Raw genomic sequence first — 19,430 nt, forward strand, 5'->3', positions numbered from 1 at the left:
ACGGGAATTATAATAGGTTTCCTTCCCTTTGTCAATAGCTTTTGGCTTAAATTTGGCTTAAATTTTTGGATTTGTCTCCTGTTTGTCTTTCTATGGGGTTTTGAGTTTGCTTTTGAGATTTATTTGATAATCTTTTTCTTCTATATTAATCTTCTATTTACTTTTTTAATATAAAATTTCGGTTATATCGTTATCTATAATCAATATATGCTATTATATAGAATTACGAAATTAAAATTATAAAGGAAAAGTATATGTACAATAGAGATTACTTATCAAATCAATCTTCTCAATATACACAAGAATCATCACAAGTTCAGTTAATGAGCTTTCTAAAAGCTACTTATCAATTATTTGCTGGTTCTTTATTAGCTTCAACTGCTGGTGCTTATATTGGATTAGGAATCGTTTCAATATTGATGGGACCAATGAAATGGGTTTTATTTGGAGTAGAGCTTGCATTAATTTTCTTTGTTATTCCAAGAACTAAACACATGCCAGGTGTTAATTTAGCTGTTTTATTTGTATTTACATTTATTACAGGCTTAACAATCGCTCCATTATTAACTTCAATTTTTGCAATGCCAGGTGGTGCTTCAATTGTTGGTCAAGCATTTTTAATGACATCCGTTGCATTTGGTGGAATTTCAATGTTTGCAATGACAACAAAAAGAGATTTCTCTGTTATGGGTAAATTTTTATTTATTGCTTTAATTATTATGATTGTTGCTGGTATTTCAAATATCTTTATTCAATCTTCAATGATGCAATTAGTGATTGCAAGTGTTGGTGCTTTATTATTTTCTGCTTTCATATTATATGACACACAAAATATTATCAAAGGGAATTATGATTCACCAATCGAAGCTGCATTATCTTTATATTTAGATTTCTTTAATTTGTTTATATCTTTATTACAAATTTTAGGAATTATGAATAGTGATGACAAATAATAAAACTAACTCTTAATTGAGTTAGTTTTAAACTATTTATGAAAAAAGAAAACTACCTAAGACTTATTGATGCAAATCTAAATAGATTACGCGAGGGAATCCGTGTTGTTGAAGATATTTTTAGATATGTATACAATGATAAACAAACGGCATTAAAGTTAAAAGAGCTAAGGCATCTATCAAGACTTACTAATTATATAGAATTACTTGAAACAAGAGATGTTAAAAATGATGTACTAAGAAGCTCTATTAAAAGTGAACAAAATAGAACTGATTTAAACTCTATATTAATTGCAAATTTTAAAAGAGCTCAAGAGAGTTCAAGAGTTCTAGAAGAATTTTGTAAACTTATATCTATAGAAGATAGTGAAAACTTTAAATATATTAGATATGAACTTTATAATTTAGAAATGGTTTTGATAAAAATAACTTCAAATTCTAAATAATTTAGATTATATTCTTTATATAGTTTTTTTGCATTTTTAAAATTTAAAGCTTCATTTGCTCCACTTACACCTGATTTCTTAATATAATCAAACAAGTCTTTTTTATTATCGAATTCTAATTTATACATAATTGTTTCAAATTCACATTTAAAATATTTTGAAAATGCTTCTTTTATTGAATTCTCATCTAAAATTGGAGATTTTGTGTTTGTAATTTCTTGTATAGTTTTAAAAGTATTTGATGTAAATAAAACTGCATTTATCTCTTTTGTAATATATGAAAGATGTTTTATGATTTTTGACAAATCTTTTGACCATTGTAATGCAGATGATGACAAAACAATGTCATAGCTATCATCTTTTATTTCATCTAAAAATTCTTTCGAATCAAAATCAAAACATTTAACTTCAATATTTTTATCCTTAGGATGTAACTCACACATTGATGCTGAAAAATCTATTGCTTTATAAAAATCTATTTCCCAAGAGAAATGATTATAAACCTGTCCTGAGCCACAACCTAACTCTAAAACTCTTTTTGGTTGGACTTTCAATTCACGAACCAGAGATTTAGCAACAATTTGTTGAATAATATTGTGATTTTTATACTCTTTTGCGTATTTTGAAAATTGATTCTTAACTGACAAATTTACTCTTTATAAAATTTCTTTGGAAGTGCTTTAATATCCATTTTAACTTATTTTTAATAAGTTTTAGATAAAATAACTACCATTTTTAAAAAAGGAAATAGATAATGACATCTACACTTTTAATCGTTCAGTTTGTGTTAGCCATATTATTAACAATAATCGTTTTACTTCAAAAAAGTTCAAGCATGGGTCTTGGAGCTTATAGTGGAAGTAATGACTCATTATTTGGAGCAAAAGGTCCTGCAAACTTCTTAACAAAAGCAACTATGGCCTTAGGTTTAGTTTTTGTTATAAATACTGTTGCTTTAGGTTATTTATATAATCAACAAAGAAATAAAAGTGCTGTTGATTCAATAAAAACAGACTCTTTAATTCCAGCAATTCCTGTTACACAAACACAATCACAATCACAAGCACCAGCAGCTCCTACGGCAGCTCCTGTTTCGTCAACACCTGAAAGTAAATAAGACTAAATAGAAGTAAAATATATTTTACTTCTATTTATTTTGTTTTGTTTATCAAAATTAAATAAAAATTACTAATCATAATAAAGGAGAATGAATGTTAGAAGAAATATATGCTCAAACAAAAGAACATATGGAAAAGTCTATTGACTCATTAAGAAAAGATTACAAATCTTTAAGAACTGGAAAAGTAAATCCTAATATCTTAGATGGTATTAAAATTGATTATTATGGAACACCGACTGATTTAAGTCAAGTTGGTTCTGTTTTATCTCCAGATGCTACAACTATTGTTATTAATCCATGGGAAAAAAATCTTTTGGGTGTTATAGATAAAGCTTTACAAGCCGCAAATATTGGTGTTAATCCAAATAATGATGGTGTTGTAATCAAACTGTTTTTCCCTCCAATGACTACTGACCAAAGAGAAAATACTGTTAAACAAGCAAAAGTTATGACTGATAATGCAAAAGTTGCAATTAGAAATATTAGACAAAATGCGAATACAAAAGCAAAGAATCTTCTAAAAGATAAATTAATCACTGAAGATGAAAATAAAAAAGCTCAAGATGAAATCCAAAAGATAACTGATTCTTATGTTGTTAAAGCTGATGAGACTTTAAAAGCAAAAGAAAAAGAAATAAGAACGATTTAATTATGAATGTAGCTCAAATATACAAAGATGCACAAGCATTATTAGAAGGTCATTTTAAATTAAGTAGTGGAAATCATTCACAATTTTATTTACAATCTGCAAAGGTTTTAGAAGACCCAAAAACTGCAAAAATTTTAGCAGAAGCACTTGCTGTTCAGATTAAAAAATCTGGAATAAAAGTAGATGCTGTTTGTTCACCTGCACTTGGTGGATTAATTGCTGGATTTGCACTTGCAACTGCTTTGGATGTAAGATTTATTTTTGCAGAAAGAGCTGAGGGTGAAATGGTTATCAGAAGAGGTTTTGAAGTTAAAGCTGGCGAAAATTATATTATCTGTGAAGATATAATTACAACTGGTGGAAGCGCTTTAGAAGCTGCAAAACAAGTTGAAAATTCTGGTGGGAATATTGTAGCTTATGCCGCACTTGCGAACAGAGGATTTTGTTCTAGAGTTGGAAGTACAATAGAACCTAAGGATAGCTGTAAATTACCACTTGATAAACCACTTTTTGCACTTGAAGATTTTGCATTTGAAATGTATGCTCCTGATAATTGCCCTATGTGTAAAGAAGGTTCTATTGCCTATAAACCAGGTAGTAGAGGAAACTAATGGCAAAATGGAGAGATGTAAAACAAAATAGAGTTTTAGAAGAAAAATCGAACTCTAAAATAAAATCACCTAAAAGTGATGTGGCATCTCTTCCATCAAGACTTAAAGCTTTTTTATTAGATACTTTTTTAATCACTACTCCTATACTTTATATAGTTATATATCTAATTATGGGTAGTGGTGAAGAATTTTCTCAAAATAGAACAATGGGTTGGGGAATTATATTTTTTGTTCATTCAATTTTAATCTTAATTTTTTGGTTAAAAAATGGTCAAACTCCAGGGCTTAAAGCTTATGATATAAAACTTGTTGATAACTTAACAAAACAAAGAGTTTCTGTTATTCAAGTTCTTGTTAGATACATTACAACTTTAGTTGCAGTTGTATCAATCTTTTTACTTTTTACTCCTTTTTTTAATAAAGATAAAAAAACTTTTCAGGATATTCTTTCAAATACTATTATTATCAACGATAAATAATGTTATTCTTTAACTTATCGGCATTTTATTTTTTTTATTTTGCAGCAGTTGGAGTTTATGTAATATTTTTACCAAAAGTACTTCGGGATATTGGATATAGTACTTTTGATATTGGTATTGTTTTAGCACTTGCACCTTTGATGAGATTTTTAACTCCTTTTCTGTTTTTAAAACATATTAAATTAAACCAAAAAATGTTCAAAACTGCTCTTTATTTATCTGTTATTTCATCTGCATCTTTTTATTTGACAATTGAAAACTTTTATTTATTTATGATTAATAATGCTCTTTTAGGAGTTTGTTTATCTTTGATTTTGCCATATTTAGAAGTTACAGCTATTTCAACTCTTGGAAAAGAAAAGTATGGAAAATCAAGACTTTTTGGTTCTATTGGTTTTATGATAATTTCTTTAGTTTTAGCAAAATTTCTAACTCAACCTTATATTGCAATTCATTATTATTTAATTTTAAATATTTTGACTGTGATTTTTGCTATTTCTTTACTGAAATATGATGTTGAACATAAAATGAAGCAAAGTAGTGAACCTTTCTCATTTCTAAAATATTGGTCTTTTTGGATGAGTCTATTTTTTATGCAAATAAGTTTTGGTGCTTTTTACAACTTTTTTACAATATACGAAACACAACACGGGATGAGTCTTGAAATGACTTCATATCTTTGGTCTTTTGGAGTTATTTGTGAAATTTTGATGTTATATTTCCAAGCTCCACTTTTAAAAAATAATCTACTAACAATCATAAAATTCTGTGTTACAATTACGACTTTAAGATGGATATTATTATATTTATATCCTGATTCATTGGGTGTGACATTTTTCACTCAATCAATTCATGCTTTCTCATTTGGACTTTATCATAGTTCTGTAATTATTTATTTATATAGTTTATATGAAAATAAAAAGTTAGCTCAACAGTTTATGTATGGAGTGGCTTATGGTCTTGGTGGATTTGTAGGAGCTATTGTTACTGGTGCTGTTTATGGAGAGTTTTTATTTATTTTTAGTGCTTTATTTTCACTATTATCTTTAATCTCTCTTTACTTTATAAAAAATAAAAAACTAATTTAATAAAAGAGAGAACATGAGAATTATATTCTTAATTATATTTTTAATATCAACTTCATTTGCATTAAGCATTGATAAAAGTTGGTACGATAGTACAAAAGAAGGTTTAGAAAAAGTTTATTCTGATCAAACAAAAAAAATCACTTCTATTAAAAATTCTTTATCTCCTGAAGATAAAGAACAAGTTGAATATCAGCTTTTGTTACTAAAAAAACTTCAATCAATAATAAAAGAAGAAAATACTTTTGTTTTTCAAAATATTGAAGATATAAGTTCAGCAGAAACATATATTGAACAAGTAAAAGAGTATATAAAAAGTGTTGACAGTTTTAATTCAGTAAAAAATGAATTCAATGACAACAATAATAAAATGAATCTTTTAGAAGAACAAATAGAAAAGCTGTCTAATAAAGAAGAAATTATTGCAATTAATTCGCAGTTATTATACTCATACTATAAACTAAGAAATATCCAAAATAAATCCACTCTTGATGAGTATACAAAATATCTTACAAATTTTAAAAAGATCTTACTAAATAGTTTGGAAAATGTTGAACCTAATGTCAATACAAATCTAAAAGCTAGACTTGATAAATCTTTTGATAGTTTTAATGACTTAATAAAAGATGAGAAAAGATTATCCCTTTCTTATGATAAAGCAAAAATAACTGAGAATGATGGAAAAATTAAAGTACTTGATTTACAGATTGAACAATTAAAGGTTGATAAATCAAAGTTAATAAATCAAATTGTTTACTTAAAAATTGAAGAATTATTACCCTTATTAAAAGAGAAAAAATCTACTTATTTTAACTTATATAATGAATTACAAATATTTATAGGAAACAATCAAGCAAATTATGAATCATTAACTGAACTTTTTAAATATTTATCAAGAGAAAGATTAGGCGTTACAAAAACTACTTTTGCAGATACAAAACAAAGTTTTATTGATATTATAAAATTTGGTTGGACTGAAATAAATAATCCTATTATTCCAATTGGTGATGGAATATCTATTTTAGCTATTACAAAATTCTTTTTAATCTTTATTTTTGGTTTTTCGGTTGCAACTTTTTATAAAAAACGAATTACAAATGCAAGAACACATTATCTAAGAAGTACTTCAATTGCCACAAGAACGATGTTAGCAAATCTTGGATATTACTTTTTAGTTGCAATGACTTTTGTATTTGGTTTAAAATCCGTTGGAATTGACTTATCTTCTCTTACAATTTTAGTTGGGGCTTTATCAGTTGGTATCGGGTTTGGTTTACAAAATATTGTATCAAATTTCATTTCAGGAATAATTCTAATTTTTGAAAAATCTATTCAAGTTGGAAATATTATAGAAATTGGATCAGGTTTAAGAGGAAAAGTAAATCAAATAAATATGAGAAGTAGTGTAATTACTACTTTCGATAATATTGATATTATCATTCCAAATGCAACTTTAATCCAAGGAAATGTTATAAATCTCACATTTTCAGATGATGTAAGAAGACTTCATGTTCCTTTTGGTATTGCTTATGGTTCTAATATTGAAGAGGTAATTCATACAATTTTAGAGTCATTGGCAAAAAGTAATTTAATTTATATAAAAAATAACTTGGAAAAATCACCAAAAGTAAGAATGACTTTAATGGGGAATAGTTCAATAGATTTTGAATTACTTGTTTGGATAAGCGAAAATCCAAATGAAGATGGAGTTGGTTCTTCTTCAATGTCTGATTTTTTAATATTTATTTATAATACTTTACAAGAAAACAGTATCGAAATGCCTTTCCCACAAATGGATGTACATGTAAGAAGAAAGATTTAGATCTTTTTTCTTACTTTTTAAAGCCATTTTTTCTTTTTAAAAATATAAAATTGCACACTTGTTACCATAATTAAAATTATTGAGAATATATAAAAAGCATTATCATTTTGAGCACCTGGAATCCCACCTATATTTATTCCCAGAAGTCCAGTTAAAAAGGTAAGTGGCAAAAATATTGCTGAAATAATAGATAAAATATACATTTTTTTATTCACTTGATCACTTAATGAATTTGCTAATTCTTCTTGAATTAATGAAATTTTATCTCTAATTGTATCAAGCTCTTCAATATGTCTCATGAGTTGGTCATTAGTCTCTCTTATTTCAATTCTTTCATATTCATTTATCCAAGTAATTTTGTCGTTATATAGCTTGTTTAAAGCCTCTTTCTGAGGGAATAAATATCTTCTTAGTATAATTATTTCTCTTCTTACTGATAATATTTCATTTCTAAATTTCAGATCTGTTGAATCTATCAAATTTTCTTCTAAAGAGTTCGTTCTATCTTCAATTTGATTTATAACATCTTCCATTCTATCAGTTACTCTATAAATCAATTCCGTTAAAAACTCTGAAGAACTTTTTGGTCCAATTCCCTTTTTTAAAATATCAATTATTTCTGAAACAGATAAAATATCTCTTTTTCTTGTACTTATTATCAAGTGAGTAGAAATATATAATCTAATAGAAACCATATCTTCAGGCTTTGAATTAGGATTTAAATTTACACCTCTTAGTGCAATTAATATTGAATCATTTAAAAGTGTCGTTCTAGGTCTTGTTTCTTCCGTTAAAAGAGCATCAATTGCAATAGAATCTATTTCACTTTTATTTGTAATCCAATCAACTGCTTCAGAACTTGAATAATCAAAATGTACCCATAAAATTTTTCCATTTCTGTCAACTGTATTTAATTCTTCATAACTTAACTCAATAGCTCCACCTTTTTTATCAAGCAAAAAAGCAATTACTGGTTTTTTTATCATCTTTGACCTTTAAATAATTGAATACACAATTTCTGTTTTTATTTTTTGTTTTTTTATCTCTTCGATTCTTAAATTTTCTACTTGCATATTCATTAATTCATCTATAGTTTTAATACTATTTTGAGCAATAAGTTTTAAAATAATTCCTCTATAAGCTTTTGCCCAATGACTTATTACTTTTCCATCTTTTATAAATTTCATTGTTGTATATGGTTTTTCTATTTTGTAAAACTTTTCATAAAATCCAGCTCTTAAATCAATAATATCTTCATCTTTTAGATATTCATCCAAAACTTTTGAAAAATTATCATTATAAAATTTTTCAATTTTTAGATTATTAAATGTCTCATTTTGCTTTAGTTTATAATCAGGAAGTCCTAAATCTCCCGCTTTTAAAACTCCAAATAAATTTGAAAAAATTAAAACATTTTCATCAATATAAAACTTTTCATCTTCTTTTAATTTTGAATACTCTAAATAATCAAAAGCAACTCCATCATATCTTTGAATTACTTTCATTGTAGGTGTTTTAAATAAATCTTGTGAATATTGTGCTATTACATCTTCTTTTTTTGTTCCAAAAAGTTTTATTAACTCATCTTTTGAAGCATTTAAAATAAAATCATTATATTGTTTTACAATTTCCATTCTTTTTTCAAAAAGTATAGGAAATATAAAACTATTTTTATCAAAAGAAATATCATTTCCACCTACGATTTTTGTCTCACTTGGAGAAAATAGTATTTTCATTCTTTTCCTTCATCAATAAATTGTCCATCAACATATTTCCAAATTCCTTCTACTTTTAAGAACCTACTTTTCTCTATAAATGAAATATCAATTTTATTTTGAAATAAAGTAGCTTTAAATGTTACAAAGCTTTCAACTTCACCATCAACAAAATCTATAATTTCTAATTTATTAAAGCTTGTATTTTTAGAAAAATCCAAAATATCTTCATTCCAAGATTTTAAATCATTTATAAAATCAGGATTATTTTCATGGCTTGTAAAGATTATATATTCAGCATTTAAAACTGCAAATGCACAAAATCTTGATTTCATTAGTTCAAGTGCAGTTTTTGGGAAAGTAATTTTATCGTGAAAAGGTTTACAACATTTTTTATATTTTTTCGTAGAGCCACAAGGACAAATATCATTTGGTGAGAACTTCAAATAGAACCTTATTTAGAATTTTCAAGGATTCTATCATAAATGAAGTAAAAATCTAAAATGAGGAAAATCCTCATTTAGATTAAAATTTAGGTACTAAATTTGTAGCTTTTTCGATTTTTTTATCAACTGCACCATTTAATTCTTTTTTCTTCTCATCTTTTTTATCTTCAACTTTTTTGTTCACTTTTTCTTTTGATACTGGATTTGCATCTTTTACATTTCCAACAATACTATCGCCAAAACCTTTGATGTTTTTTAAATCATCAGCTTTTGTGATTGTATTCGTTTTTCTGTATTCGATAATCTGATCAGCTTTTTTATCACCAATACCTTTTACACTCATTAACTCTTGTTTTGATGCTGTTTGTAAATTAATTTCTGCAAACAAAAAAGAACAACATAACATTAATAACGCAACTAATCTTTTCATTTTTTTTCCTTTTAGAATGGTTTTGATTATTATAACAAAATAATTTTAAAAAATATTAATTATTAATGTAAAGTTTTAATTTTGAATAATCCAAAATTTTTATATACCCATTTTCATTTTGTATAACTTTCTCATTTTTTAATTTTGCGAGTTTTCTTGAAAAAGTTTCTGGTGTAATATTTAATATTTGAGCAATTTTTACTTGTTTTAAATTTATTAAGATTGATTCGTTATCAACTAAAAATTTTGCGATTTTTTCTATACTATTTGAACTTATATTATAATTTATGAAACTTTCTAATGCTTTTATTTTTTTTGTTAATGATTTTATAAAAAATATTGAAATTTCTGGTTTTAATAAAAACTCTTTTTTAAACTTTTCATAATCTATCAATAACACTTCAGCTTTGGTTTCAAATGAACAATTTGCAGGAAATCTCATCTCTTCATAGTTTACAATCTCAGCAATTAACGACGGTGCCATTAGATTATGAATTATTACTTCATTGTCTTTGTGGTCATATGTATAAAGTTTTGCGATACCTTTTATTAATAAATGCAAATATTTAGCTTCATCACCTTTATAAAAAAGAATTTCATCTTTATTGAAATATTTTTTTACACTTATTTCTTTTAATCTAACAAGCTCTTCTTCTTTTAGGAAACTAAAAAAATAAAAATCTTCTAATCCAGTTTTTTCCACAATTTGCCTTTTTATTGATTGTTGTCAAGGTCTATTTCCGTGTTTTATGTAAAAATATTAAAAATTAAGTTAAATAGGATACTTATTATCCTAACTTTAAAAAAGAGTAAAATCATGACTAATGAAAAATTTGAAATAGAAATAAATACCTTAAAAAACTTTTTTGAAACTTATTGTCACAATAAACATGGAGACCAAGAAACAAAAAATATTACCCTTGAATATAAATCAAATCCTTTTAATATCGAATTGAGTTTATGCAAAGAGTGTACAGAATCTATAAACTACTCATTTTCAAGACTTCAGCAATGTCCACATGAAATAAAACCTAGATGTAGAAAATGTCCAAATCCATGTTATGAAAAACCTCAGTGGAAAAATATGGCTAAAATGATGATTTATTCAGCAATGAAATTATCTCTTTCTAAAGTAAAAAATAGACTTTCAAATATTTTTTCATAGCATTTTACCAATTTATCTCTTTTTTTCCTAAACTTCTTAATATTTCATTAGTTTTCGAAAAATGTTTACATCCAAAAAAGCCACGATATGATGAAAGTGGACTTGGATGTGGCGCACTTAAAATATGATGCTTTTTCGTATCAATTAATTTTGCTTTAGAAATAGCAGGACTTCCCCAAAGTAAAAAAACTACATTTTCGCAAGTTTCACTTATATATTTAATAATATTATCTGTAAAAATTTCCCAACCTAATTTATGATGAGATTTTGGAAGTGATTCTTCAACCGTCAAAATTGTATTTAAAAGTAATACTCCATCTTTTGCCCAAGGAGTTAAATCTCCATTTGTACAAATAGAATCTCTTTGTAAATCATCTTTTATTTCTTTTAAAATATTCATCATTGATGGTGGATTTTTTATCTCTTTTGGTGTTGAAAATGATAATCCTTGGGCTTGTCCCAAACCATGATATGGATCTTGCCCTAAAATCACAACTTTTAAATCTTCAATTTTTGATAAAGAAAAAGCTTTAAATATATTTTGTTTTTCTGGAAAAACTATACTTGTTTCATATCTTTTATCAATTTCTTTTTTTAAACTTTGATAATAAGGTTTTTGTTTTTCATTTTCAATAATTTCTTCCCAAGTCATAATTATCCTATTATTTTTTGAAATAAAAAAAGCTAAGGTCAAAAAACCTTAGCTTTTACAAACTTTGCTATTTTTTATAAAACAGGTGATTTAATCACCATCATTTTTTCATTTGACATTTCTTCCATAGAATGAGGAATTCCACCCATTCCAAGTCCAGAAACTCTAGCTCCTCCAAATGGCATCCAATCTACTCTAAATGCAGTATGATCATTTACCATAACAGCAGTTGCGTTTAATCTTTTTACAGCTTTTAAAGCTGTATCAATATTTTTTGTAAATACTGCTGCTTGAAAAGATACTTCTAATGAATTTGCTCTTGAAAGTGCTTCATCAAAAGTTTTGTATGAATAAATACAAACAACTGGTCCAAATACTTCTTTTTGAGAAACAATTGCATCTTCACTTGGATTTAAAATAACAGTTGGTTCAAAACAAGAATTTCCTATTCTTTTTCCACCTGTTAAAATTTTTGCACCTTTTGCAATTGCATCATTTACCCATTCTTCAACTCTGTTTACTTCATCATGATTAATAAGTGGTCCAACTTCAGTTTTTGGATCTAATTGGTCACCAACAACTAATTTTGATGCAACTGTTGCTAATTTATTTGCAACTTCGTCAAAAATTGATTCTTGAACATAAATTCTTTGAACAGAAACACAAACTTGTCCAGCATGGTAAAAACCACCTTTTGCAAGTGCTGGAATCATATCATGAATATCAGCATCAGCTTCAACAATAACAGGTGCCACTCCACCATGCTCAAGAGCAACTCTAGTTCCTGGACTTACTTTTGAATTTAAGTACCAACCAACAGGACCTGAACCAATAAATGTTAAGAAATTAGTTTTTGGAGATGTAGCTAATAATTCTCCTCCTTTTCTATCACAAACAACTGCTTGAGCCCAACCTTTTGGAAGTCCAGCTTCTTCAAGTATTTCAACTAATCTAATCGCACTCATAGGAGTTTGTGTTGCTGGTCTAATGATTACAGGGCAACCAACAGCAAGAGCTGGAATAACTTGGTGAACTGCTAAGTTAAATGGGTGATTGAATGCAGAAATTGCAGCAACCACACCAATTGGTTCTTTAAAAGTATAAGCCATTCTATTTGCACTTGTACTTGTATGTCCCATTGCTATTTCTTTACCCTCATAAACACTTAGGTGTTCAATAGCAATTTTAATACCATTAATAGCTCTTAAAATTTCAACTTTTGAGTCAATATAAGGCTTCCCACCTTCACTTGCGCAAAGGATTGTAAGCTCTTCAACTTGAGAAGACATAATTTTCATTACATTTTCTAAAATCTCAACTCTTTTGTATCTTGGTAACCAGTTAGCTGTGTCTAAAAAAGTTTTACTAGCTAAATCAATAGCTGCTTCAACTTCTTCAAATGTACTAAATTTTACAGTTCCAACAACTTTCCCGTCAAATGGTGATGTTACTTCTATCATACTCATATCTTGCCTTTCAAATTTTTATATTAAACATTGTTTTTTAGCTAATAAATCATTTAAAATTGCGTGATTTAAAGAGTAATCTACTGCTAAATCAATTAAATGTACACCTTTACTGTTTACACATTTTTCTAAAGTTTCTGCAAAATCTTCACAAGATGTTGGTCTGTAACCATGAGCACCATAAGCTTCTGCATATTTAACGAAATCAGGATTTCCTAAATCTAAACCAAATGTTTCAAATCCCATTCCTGTTTGTTTCCATTTGATCATTCCATAAGCATTATCATTTAAAATAATTACAGTTATATCAATACCTAATCTAACAGCCGTTTCCATCTCTTGAGAGTTCATCATAAATCCACCATCACCACAAACAGCAACAACTTTTTTATCAGGATTTACCATTTTTGCAGCCATTCCAGAAGGAAGTCCCGCACCCATAGTTGCTAATGCATTATCAAGTAATAATGTATTTGGTTGAGCACATCTATAGTTTCTTGCAAACCAGATTTTATAAACACCATTATCAAGTGTTACAATATCTTCAGCAGCTAATGTTTGTCTAATAGTTCTTACAGCTCTTTGAGGTAAGATTGGGAATCTTGTATCTCCAAAGTATTTATTTAAATGTGTTTTAATTTCATCAACCATTCTAATATAATAGTCAAAATCCCAATGTTCTTGAGGAGAAATAGCTGTTGTTAAACTTGTAACATTTGAAGCAATATCACCAATAACATCTAGTTGTGGGAAATATGTATCATCTACATCTGATGGTGAAAAGTTAACATGGATAACTTTTGTAGCATCTGGTGTATTTTCCATAAAAAATGGTGGTTTTTCAATAACATCATGTCCAACATTGATAATTAAATCAGCTCGCTCAATTGCGCAGTGAATAAAATCATCTTTTGAAAGTGCTGCTGTTGATAAACAAAGTTTATGGTTTTCATCAATAACACCTTTTCCCATTTGAGTTGAGAAAAATGGAATTCCAGTTTCATTTACGAAATCTGTTAATGCCGTTCCAATTCTTGTTCTATTTGCACCAGCACCTACTAATAATAGTGGTCTTTTTGCATTTTCAATCATTTTTACTGCATCTGCAATAGTATCTTTTCCAGCTTTTGGATATTTGAACTCTTTTACTGGGTAAATATTAAATTCAACTTCTTCAGCTGCAATATCCTCAGGTAATTCAATATGAACAGCACCTGGTCTCTCAGTTGTAGCTATTTTAAATGCTTCTCTTACCATTGATGGAATATTATTTCCATTAACAACTTGTTTTGCATATTTAGTCATAGGTTTCATCATACCAACGATATCGATGATTTGAAATCTACCTTGTTTTGATTTTTTGATTGGCTTTTGTCCCGTAATCATCATCATTGGCATTCCACCAAGTTGTGCATAAGCAGCACTTGTTGCAAAGTTTGTAGCTCCAGGGCCAAGAGTTGATAAACAAACTCCAACTTTTCCTGTTAATCTTCCATAAGTAGCCGCCATAAATCCAGCACCTTGCTCATGTCTTGTTAATATTAGTTTAATATTTGAAGTTCTAAGTGCGTCAAGAAAATCTAGATTTTCTTCACCTGGAATTCCAAAAATATATTCAACACCTTCGTTTTCTAATGCTTTTACAAATAATTCTGATGCATTCATTTTATATACTCCGTTTTGATTTTAAAAAAATTATTGATAATCATATTCAACATCTATTAAAAAATTGTTTATATTCTATCGATTATCAAAAAAATAAAAATTTGTGTATATTTTTACACAAAAGTGATTATAGTTTATTACTGCTTAATATAATAATCTTATTGTGTAATACTTTATATCAAATTAATGATATTTCTTATACTATGATGTAAATCTTAAAAAGGTCAAATATGAAAAAGATTCTTATCTTAATTATTCTTGCGATTATCGTTCCTTTGATTTATTTGATAATTTCAAATTACAATAATGTTCCAAAACTTGATGAAAATGTAAATGAAAAATGGTCACAAGTTCAAAATCAATATAAAAGAAGAGCTGATTTAATCCCTAATTTAGTTGAAACTGTAAAAGCTTATGCAGAACATGAGAAAAGCACTTTTACAGAAGTTACAGAAGCTAGAAGTAAAGTTTCACAAATGAATATTAATGCTGATACATTAAATAATCCAGTTGCTATGCAACAATTCTCAAATGCTCAAACAGGGCTTTCAAGTGCTTTATCAAAACTTATGGTTGTTGTGGAAAAATATCCAGAGCTAAAAGCAAATCAAAATTTTATGGCTCTTCAATCACAACTTGAGGGAACTGAAAATAGAATTACAGTTGCACGAAAAGATTTTATTGAAGCTGTAAAACTTTATAACTTGGAATTGAGAACTATGCCTGGAAAACTTGTAGCTTCTCTTGTTCATCCAGAAGCCAAAATCAAAGAAACTTTTAGTGCTAGCGTTGAAGAGCAAGATGCTCCAAAAGTTAAATTCTAATGATTTTAAGTAATAAAGAAAAAGAACTTATTTCAAAAGAGATAGAAAATCTTGAAAAATTAAGTTCTACAGAACTTGTAGCAGTTGTTACGAAACGAAGCGGAAATTACAAATTAGCCTCTTCAATGTTTGCTGTTTTTAGTTTATTTTTTGTCTCATTTTTATTATTACTTATTTCTTTTAAAACTGCATTTGAATTAATTCAAATACAATTATTAGTATTTATTGGTATTTATGTTTTTGCTGAAAAGTTTAAAAGCTTTTTTTTAAAAATACTTCCTAAAAATTATAAATATCAAGTAGCTTCAAGAAATGCCCATAATCAGTTTTATAATTTGCAACTACATAAAACTAAATCAAAACAAGTACTAATGTTTTTTGTAAGTTTTGATGAGAAATATGTAGAAATAGTTGTAGATGAAGAAATATCTAAAAGTATTCCAAATAGTCATTGGCAAAGTATTGTAGATGAATTTATAAGTGATATAAAAGATAATCAGCTATTAAATGGTTATTTAAAAGCTATTGTAGCTTGTAGTTCTATTTTAATTGAGAAATTTCCTATTAAAACAGATGATGTAAACGAACTTCCAAATAATGTAATCGAGTTAAAATGAAAAAAATCATATTAATTTTACTTTTTATCTTTTCTTTTTTAAATGCTGATATTACGCAATATTTTCCAAAATTAGATGGAAGAATAATTGATCAAGTAAATTTATTATCACCTGCTATGAAAAATGATATTAACTCTATTTTAAAAGACCATGAAAAAAGAAAAACAAATCAAATTGTTGTTGTTATTTTAGAATCATTGCATGGTTATGAAATCGAAGATTATTCATATCAACTTGGGAGATATTGGGGAATTGGACAAAAAGAAAAAAATAATGGCGTTTTGCTTGTAATTGCGATGGATGAAAAGAAAATCCGTATTGAAGTTGGTTATGGATTAGAAGGTGCGTTAACGGATAAAATTTCTCATGAAATTATAAATTATACAATAATGCCAAATTTTAAAGCAAAACAGTATGAATTGGGAGTTTTAAAAGCAGTTAATGAAATTATTTTATCTATTCAAGGTGAATATAGTCCAAAAATTGATACAGGAGATTTTTCCAATAACGATAAATTAGCTTTTTTTATCCCTTTGATTTTTTTTGCCTTAATGTTTTTGTCAATGTTTGCAAACTCTATTTCAAGAAAAACAAAAAATCTATTTTTTTATAAAACTTCAAAATCATTAATGAATTCTTCTTTTTTAGGATTCTTAGTATTTTTAATTTCAAAAGGATTTACAGAATACTATTTAATACTTTCAGTTGCTATTTTTGTTTTTATTTTTATAATTAGTTATGTAAGCATAAAAAGTTTTAACAATCTTTTGATAAATGAATATTCAAATAATTCTATGAACTCTAAAAATCTTGACGAAGTTTTAGATAAAGTAGGAGACATTATGAAAGGTGTTAATTCAATTAGTAGAGATTTTTCAGGTAAAGGAGGAAGTTTTGGTGGAGGAGGAGCGAGTGGTGGCTGGTAAAAAAACAATAATATTTGATTTAGATGGAACACTTATAGATTCTATTGAGGATATTGCTGTATGTATGAATAAAGTTTTAGAAAAGTTAAATCTTCCTATTTATGAAATAAAAGATTATAAATATTTTGTCGGAAGTGGTGTTGATGTTTTAGTTGAAAATGCATTAAAAGGTTCATCTCAAGAGATTAAAAATGAAGTTTTAAAAGGTTTTAAAAAAGAGTATGACCAAAAACTTCATACAAATACAAAACCTTACGAGGGAATTTATGAGTTATTAGATGAACTTAAAAAGCTTAATTATAATTTAGCAGTATTATCAAATAAACCTCATGATTTCACAGTTGCTTATGTGGATTATTTATTTAAAGATTATGGTTTTATTGAAGTTCATGGGCAAAAAAAAGAAATCCCTAGAAAACCTGATCCAATTGGTGCAATAAATATTGCAACTGCACTTAATATTCCTTGCGAAGAAATATTTTTTGTAGGTGATACAATGGTTGATATGCAAACAGCAAAAAGTGCAAAGATGAAAGCAATTGGTGTTTTATGGGGATTTAGAGATGAAGAAGAACTTTTAACAAATGGTGCTGATTTTATTGTAAAACATCCTTTGGATATTTTGAAAGTAATACACAGCTAAGATTTTTAATCTTTCTTAAAGGTTGTATATGCAACTATTGCATATACAATTAAAGGATTAATATGTCTTATGAATTAGAAAAATCAATTGGTTTTAAAATAAACCAAACCGCAAATAAAATAAATAATAAATATACTCAGTTACTTCAATCTTATAATATCGCTCCTGAACAAAGAGCAACTTTAGAAATTATAAAATATGAAGAAAATGTAACTCAAACAAAAATAGCAAATATTTTAGCAAAAGACAAAACTACAATTAGTAGAACTTTAAATACTTTAGAGAATAAAGGCTTTATTAAAAAAACTCAAAAAGATAAAAGAACAAACTTAATTGAAATTACACCCAATGGTGAAAACATTTTATGTGAATCTTCAGCTTGTGTAAAAGATTTTAGAACAAGATTTTCTTCAAAATTAAAAGATGATGAATTAAATACTCTTATAAATCTTCTTGAAAAAATAGCTCTAAGCGTAGAAGAAATATCATGAGAAAAAGCACTAATCACTTATATCTAATTATTCTTTTGTCAGTTTTATCCTCTGTAGCTCCAATGGGAGTTGATACATATATTCCCTCAATCCCTGATATTGCAAATGCATTTAATGTGAGTATTGAAAAAATTGAGTTATCTTTGTCTATATTTTTAATAGGATTTTCAGTTGGTCAAATATTCGGTGGACCACTTTCTGATAAATATGGAAGAAAAAAGAGTTCTGTTTTTGGACTTTTAGGATTTGCTTTTTTTAGTTTTGTAATAATCTTTAGTACTACTATTTATGAATTATGGTTTTTCAGATTTTTTGAAGCCTTTTTTGGAGGAATTGTAGTTGTAAATGCAGCAGCAGCCGTAAGAGATAGATTTCATGGAAAAGAAGCTGCAAAAGTATTTGCACTTATTGGAATGGTACGAAGTTTTGCACCTTTAATAGCACCTGCAATTGGTGCATTTATTATTCACTTTTATTCATGGAAAGCTGTTTTTATATTTTTAACAGTTTATTCTTTGCTTGTTGCATTTTTTATCTATAAAGATTTAGAAGAGAGTTTTGTTTACTCAAAACAAAATGTAATTGAATCTTTTAAATCTGTATTAAGTCACAAATTAGCTTTAAAAGCAATGCTTGTTTTAGGATTTAGTTTTGGTGGTTTTTTTATAATTATTGCAAAAACATCATTTATTTATATAGAATATTTTAAAATCCCAACTGATTATTTTCCTTTTTTCTTTGGAATTAATTTTATAGTTTTAATGCTAATGATAAAAGTAAATTTAATATTATTAAAAAAATATAGTCCCGTTGAACTAATAAAAATCGCAATTTTGGTACAAGTAATTTCAGGAGGATTATTTGCTTTAAATTATGAAAATATAACTCTTGTTTTAACTGTAATTTTAATAGCTTCATACATGAGTATGATGGCTTTTATTTTTGGGAATTGTATGGCATTAACTTTAGAACATTTTCCGAAAAATGCAGGAGTTGCATCTGGTGTTATAGGAGTTTTACAATTTGGCTTAGGAGCAATTATTTCTTCTATTGCACTTAGTTTCCATGATGCAACTTTTTTTCCAATTGGTGTAGCTATTTGTATAATTTCAATTTTGGCTTATTTTATAATGAGCACTTATAAAAGTGTATAAAAGATTAAGTTCTTTTATACCTTTTACTCTATACTTAAGTAGTTTTTAGCAACTTAGCTGTTATTATTCCT

24 protein-coding genes are annotated in these 19,430 nt (G+C 27.0%); 15 read left to right on the forward strand and 9 right to left on the reverse strand.

Features of this window, described 5'->3' with window-relative positions:
* Positions 1 to 254: 254 nt before the first annotated feature.
* Complete coding sequence (locus B0174_RS10610; protein ID WP_108560627.1) at positions 255 to 953, forward strand: Bax inhibitor-1/YccA family protein; 699 nt, start codon at positions 255 to 257, stop codon at positions 951 to 953.
* A 38-nt stretch (positions 954 to 991) separates the two neighbouring features.
* The gene (locus tag B0174_RS10615) at positions 992 to 1,399 is read left to right on the forward strand and encodes a thiamine-phosphate pyrophosphorylase (RefSeq protein WP_108560630.1); all 408 of its coding nucleotides are present in this window, start codon (positions 992 to 994) and stop codon (positions 1,397 to 1,399) included.
* Here B0174_RS10615 and B0174_RS10620 read toward each other — a convergent pair.
* Positions 1,351 to 2,046, reverse strand: a complete 696-nt coding sequence (locus B0174_RS10620) for a methyltransferase domain-containing protein (RefSeq protein ID WP_108560633.1) — start codon at positions 2,044 to 2,046, stop codon at positions 1,351 to 1,353. The genes B0174_RS10615 and B0174_RS10620 overlap by 49 nt on opposite strands.
* A gap of 107 nt (positions 2,047 to 2,153) precedes the next feature.
* Between B0174_RS10620 and secG the strand changes: the two genes are divergently transcribed.
* From secG to B0174_RS10650, 6 genes are all read left to right on the forward strand, one after another.
* Positions 2,154 to 2,516, forward strand: coding sequence for a preprotein translocase subunit SecG (gene secG / locus B0174_RS10625; protein WP_108560636.1), 363 nt, complete (start codon positions 2,154 to 2,156; stop codon positions 2,514 to 2,516).
* Between the two features lie 94 nt (positions 2,517 to 2,610).
* Positions 2,611 to 3,168, forward strand: a complete 558-nt coding sequence (gene frr / locus B0174_RS10630; protein WP_108560639.1) for a ribosome recycling factor — start codon at positions 2,611 to 2,613, stop codon at positions 3,166 to 3,168.
* A gap of 2 nt (positions 3,169 to 3,170) precedes the next feature.
* On the forward strand, positions 3,171 to 3,779 hold the full coding sequence (gene pyrE, locus B0174_RS10635; protein WP_108560642.1) for an orotate phosphoribosyltransferase: 609 nt from the start codon (positions 3,171 to 3,173) through the stop codon (positions 3,777 to 3,779).
* A complete protein-coding gene (locus B0174_RS10640) occupies positions 3,779 to 4,258 on the forward strand; it encodes an RDD family protein (RefSeq protein ID WP_108560646.1) in 480 nt (159 codons plus the stop codon). Before pyrE ends, B0174_RS10640 begins: the two co-directional genes overlap by 1 nt.
* Entirely contained in the window at positions 4,258 to 5,346 is a 1,089-nt protein-coding gene (locus tag B0174_RS10645; RefSeq protein WP_108560649.1) for an MFS transporter, read from the forward strand. The genes B0174_RS10640 and B0174_RS10645 overlap by 1 nt, the downstream gene beginning before the upstream one ends.
* 13 nt (positions 5,347 to 5,359) lie before the next feature.
* Positions 5,360 to 7,165, forward strand: coding sequence for a mechanosensitive ion channel family protein (locus tag B0174_RS10650; RefSeq protein ID WP_108560652.1), 1,806 nt, complete (start codon positions 5,360 to 5,362; stop codon positions 7,163 to 7,165).
* A 17-nt stretch (positions 7,166 to 7,182) separates the two neighbouring features.
* Here the strand turns inward: B0174_RS10650 and B0174_RS10655 are convergent, their stop codons facing one another.
* The 5 genes from B0174_RS10655 to B0174_RS10675 form a co-directional block, all read right to left on the reverse strand.
* A complete protein-coding gene (locus B0174_RS10655) occupies positions 7,183 to 8,151 on the reverse strand; it encodes a zinc transporter ZntB (RefSeq protein ID WP_108560655.1) in 969 nt (322 codons plus the stop codon).
* A gap of 9 nt (positions 8,152 to 8,160) precedes the next feature.
* Positions 8,161 to 8,901: a YaaA family protein gene (locus B0174_RS10660; RefSeq protein WP_108560658.1), complete on the reverse strand. Its 741-nt coding sequence runs from the start codon at positions 8,899 to 8,901 to the stop codon at positions 8,161 to 8,163.
* A complete protein-coding gene (locus B0174_RS10665; RefSeq protein WP_108560661.1) occupies positions 8,898 to 9,326 on the reverse strand; it encodes a YchJ family protein in 429 nt (142 codons plus the stop codon). Before B0174_RS10665 ends, B0174_RS10660 begins: the two co-directional genes overlap by 4 nt.
* A 79-nt stretch (positions 9,327 to 9,405) precedes the next feature.
* Complete coding sequence (locus B0174_RS10670) at positions 9,406 to 9,756, reverse strand: ComEA family DNA-binding protein (RefSeq protein WP_108560664.1); 351 nt, start codon at positions 9,754 to 9,756, stop codon at positions 9,406 to 9,408.
* A 55-nt stretch (positions 9,757 to 9,811) separates the two neighbouring features.
* Positions 9,812 to 10,459, reverse strand: a complete 648-nt coding sequence (locus B0174_RS10675) for a Crp/Fnr family transcriptional regulator (RefSeq protein WP_108560667.1) — start codon at positions 10,457 to 10,459, stop codon at positions 9,812 to 9,814.
* Positions 10,460 to 10,573: 114 nt separating this feature from the next.
* Between B0174_RS10675 and B0174_RS10680 the strand changes: the two genes are divergently transcribed.
* Positions 10,574 to 10,921, forward strand: coding sequence for a nitrous oxide-stimulated promoter family protein (locus B0174_RS10680; protein ID WP_108560672.1), 348 nt, complete (start codon positions 10,574 to 10,576; stop codon positions 10,919 to 10,921).
* A 4-nt stretch (positions 10,922 to 10,925) separates the two neighbouring features.
* Here the strand turns inward: B0174_RS10680 and ung are convergent, their stop codons facing one another.
* The 3 genes from ung to B0174_RS10695 form a co-directional block, all read right to left on the reverse strand.
* Positions 10,926 to 11,573: a uracil-DNA glycosylase gene (gene ung, locus B0174_RS10685; RefSeq protein WP_108560675.1), complete on the reverse strand. Its 648-nt coding sequence runs from the start codon at positions 11,571 to 11,573 to the stop codon at positions 10,926 to 10,928.
* Positions 11,574 to 11,647: 74 nt separating this feature from the next.
* The gene (locus B0174_RS10690; RefSeq protein WP_108560678.1) at positions 11,648 to 13,039 is read right to left on the reverse strand and encodes an aldehyde dehydrogenase family protein; all 1,392 of its coding nucleotides are present in this window, start codon (positions 13,037 to 13,039) and stop codon (positions 11,648 to 11,650) included.
* 18 nt (positions 13,040 to 13,057) lie between these two features.
* Positions 13,058 to 14,704, reverse strand: coding sequence for an acetolactate synthase large subunit (locus B0174_RS10695; protein ID WP_108560681.1), 1,647 nt, complete (start codon positions 14,702 to 14,704; stop codon positions 13,058 to 13,060).
* A 230-nt stretch (positions 14,705 to 14,934) separates the two neighbouring features.
* Between B0174_RS10695 and B0174_RS10700 the strand changes: the two genes are divergently transcribed.
* The 6 genes from B0174_RS10700 to B0174_RS10725 all read left to right on the forward strand — a co-directional run bounded on the left by B0174_RS10700 (position 14,935) and on the right by B0174_RS10725 (position 19,359).
* Complete coding sequence (locus tag B0174_RS10700) at positions 14,935 to 15,528, forward strand: LemA family protein (RefSeq protein ID WP_108560685.1); 594 nt, start codon at positions 14,935 to 14,937, stop codon at positions 15,526 to 15,528.
* Entirely contained in the window at positions 15,528 to 16,145 is a 618-nt protein-coding gene (locus tag B0174_RS10705; RefSeq protein WP_108560688.1) for a TPM domain-containing protein, read from the forward strand. Before B0174_RS10700 ends, B0174_RS10705 begins: the two co-directional genes overlap by 1 nt.
* On the forward strand, positions 16,142 to 17,071 hold the full coding sequence (locus B0174_RS10710; RefSeq protein ID WP_108560691.1) for a TPM domain-containing protein: 930 nt from the start codon (positions 16,142 to 16,144) through the stop codon (positions 17,069 to 17,071). Before B0174_RS10705 ends, B0174_RS10710 begins: the two co-directional genes overlap by 4 nt.
* A complete protein-coding gene (locus B0174_RS10715) occupies positions 17,061 to 17,714 on the forward strand; it encodes an HAD family hydrolase (RefSeq protein WP_228156454.1) in 654 nt (217 codons plus the stop codon). The genes B0174_RS10710 and B0174_RS10715 overlap by 11 nt, the downstream gene beginning before the upstream one ends.
* Before the next feature lie 62 nt (positions 17,715 to 17,776).
* Complete coding sequence (locus B0174_RS10720; RefSeq protein ID WP_108560697.1) at positions 17,777 to 18,205, forward strand: MarR family winged helix-turn-helix transcriptional regulator; 429 nt, start codon at positions 17,777 to 17,779, stop codon at positions 18,203 to 18,205.
* Positions 18,202 to 19,359, forward strand: a complete 1,158-nt coding sequence (locus B0174_RS10725) for a multidrug effflux MFS transporter (RefSeq protein ID WP_108560700.1) — start codon at positions 18,202 to 18,204, stop codon at positions 19,357 to 19,359. The genes B0174_RS10720 and B0174_RS10725 overlap by 4 nt, the downstream gene beginning before the upstream one ends.
* Positions 19,360 to 19,430: the final 71 nt, after the last annotated feature.

The organism is Arcobacter caeni (genome assembly GCF_003063245.1).
In the GTDB taxonomy this organism is placed as follows: domain Bacteria; phylum Campylobacterota; class Campylobacteria; order Campylobacterales; family Arcobacteraceae; genus Aliarcobacter; species Aliarcobacter caeni.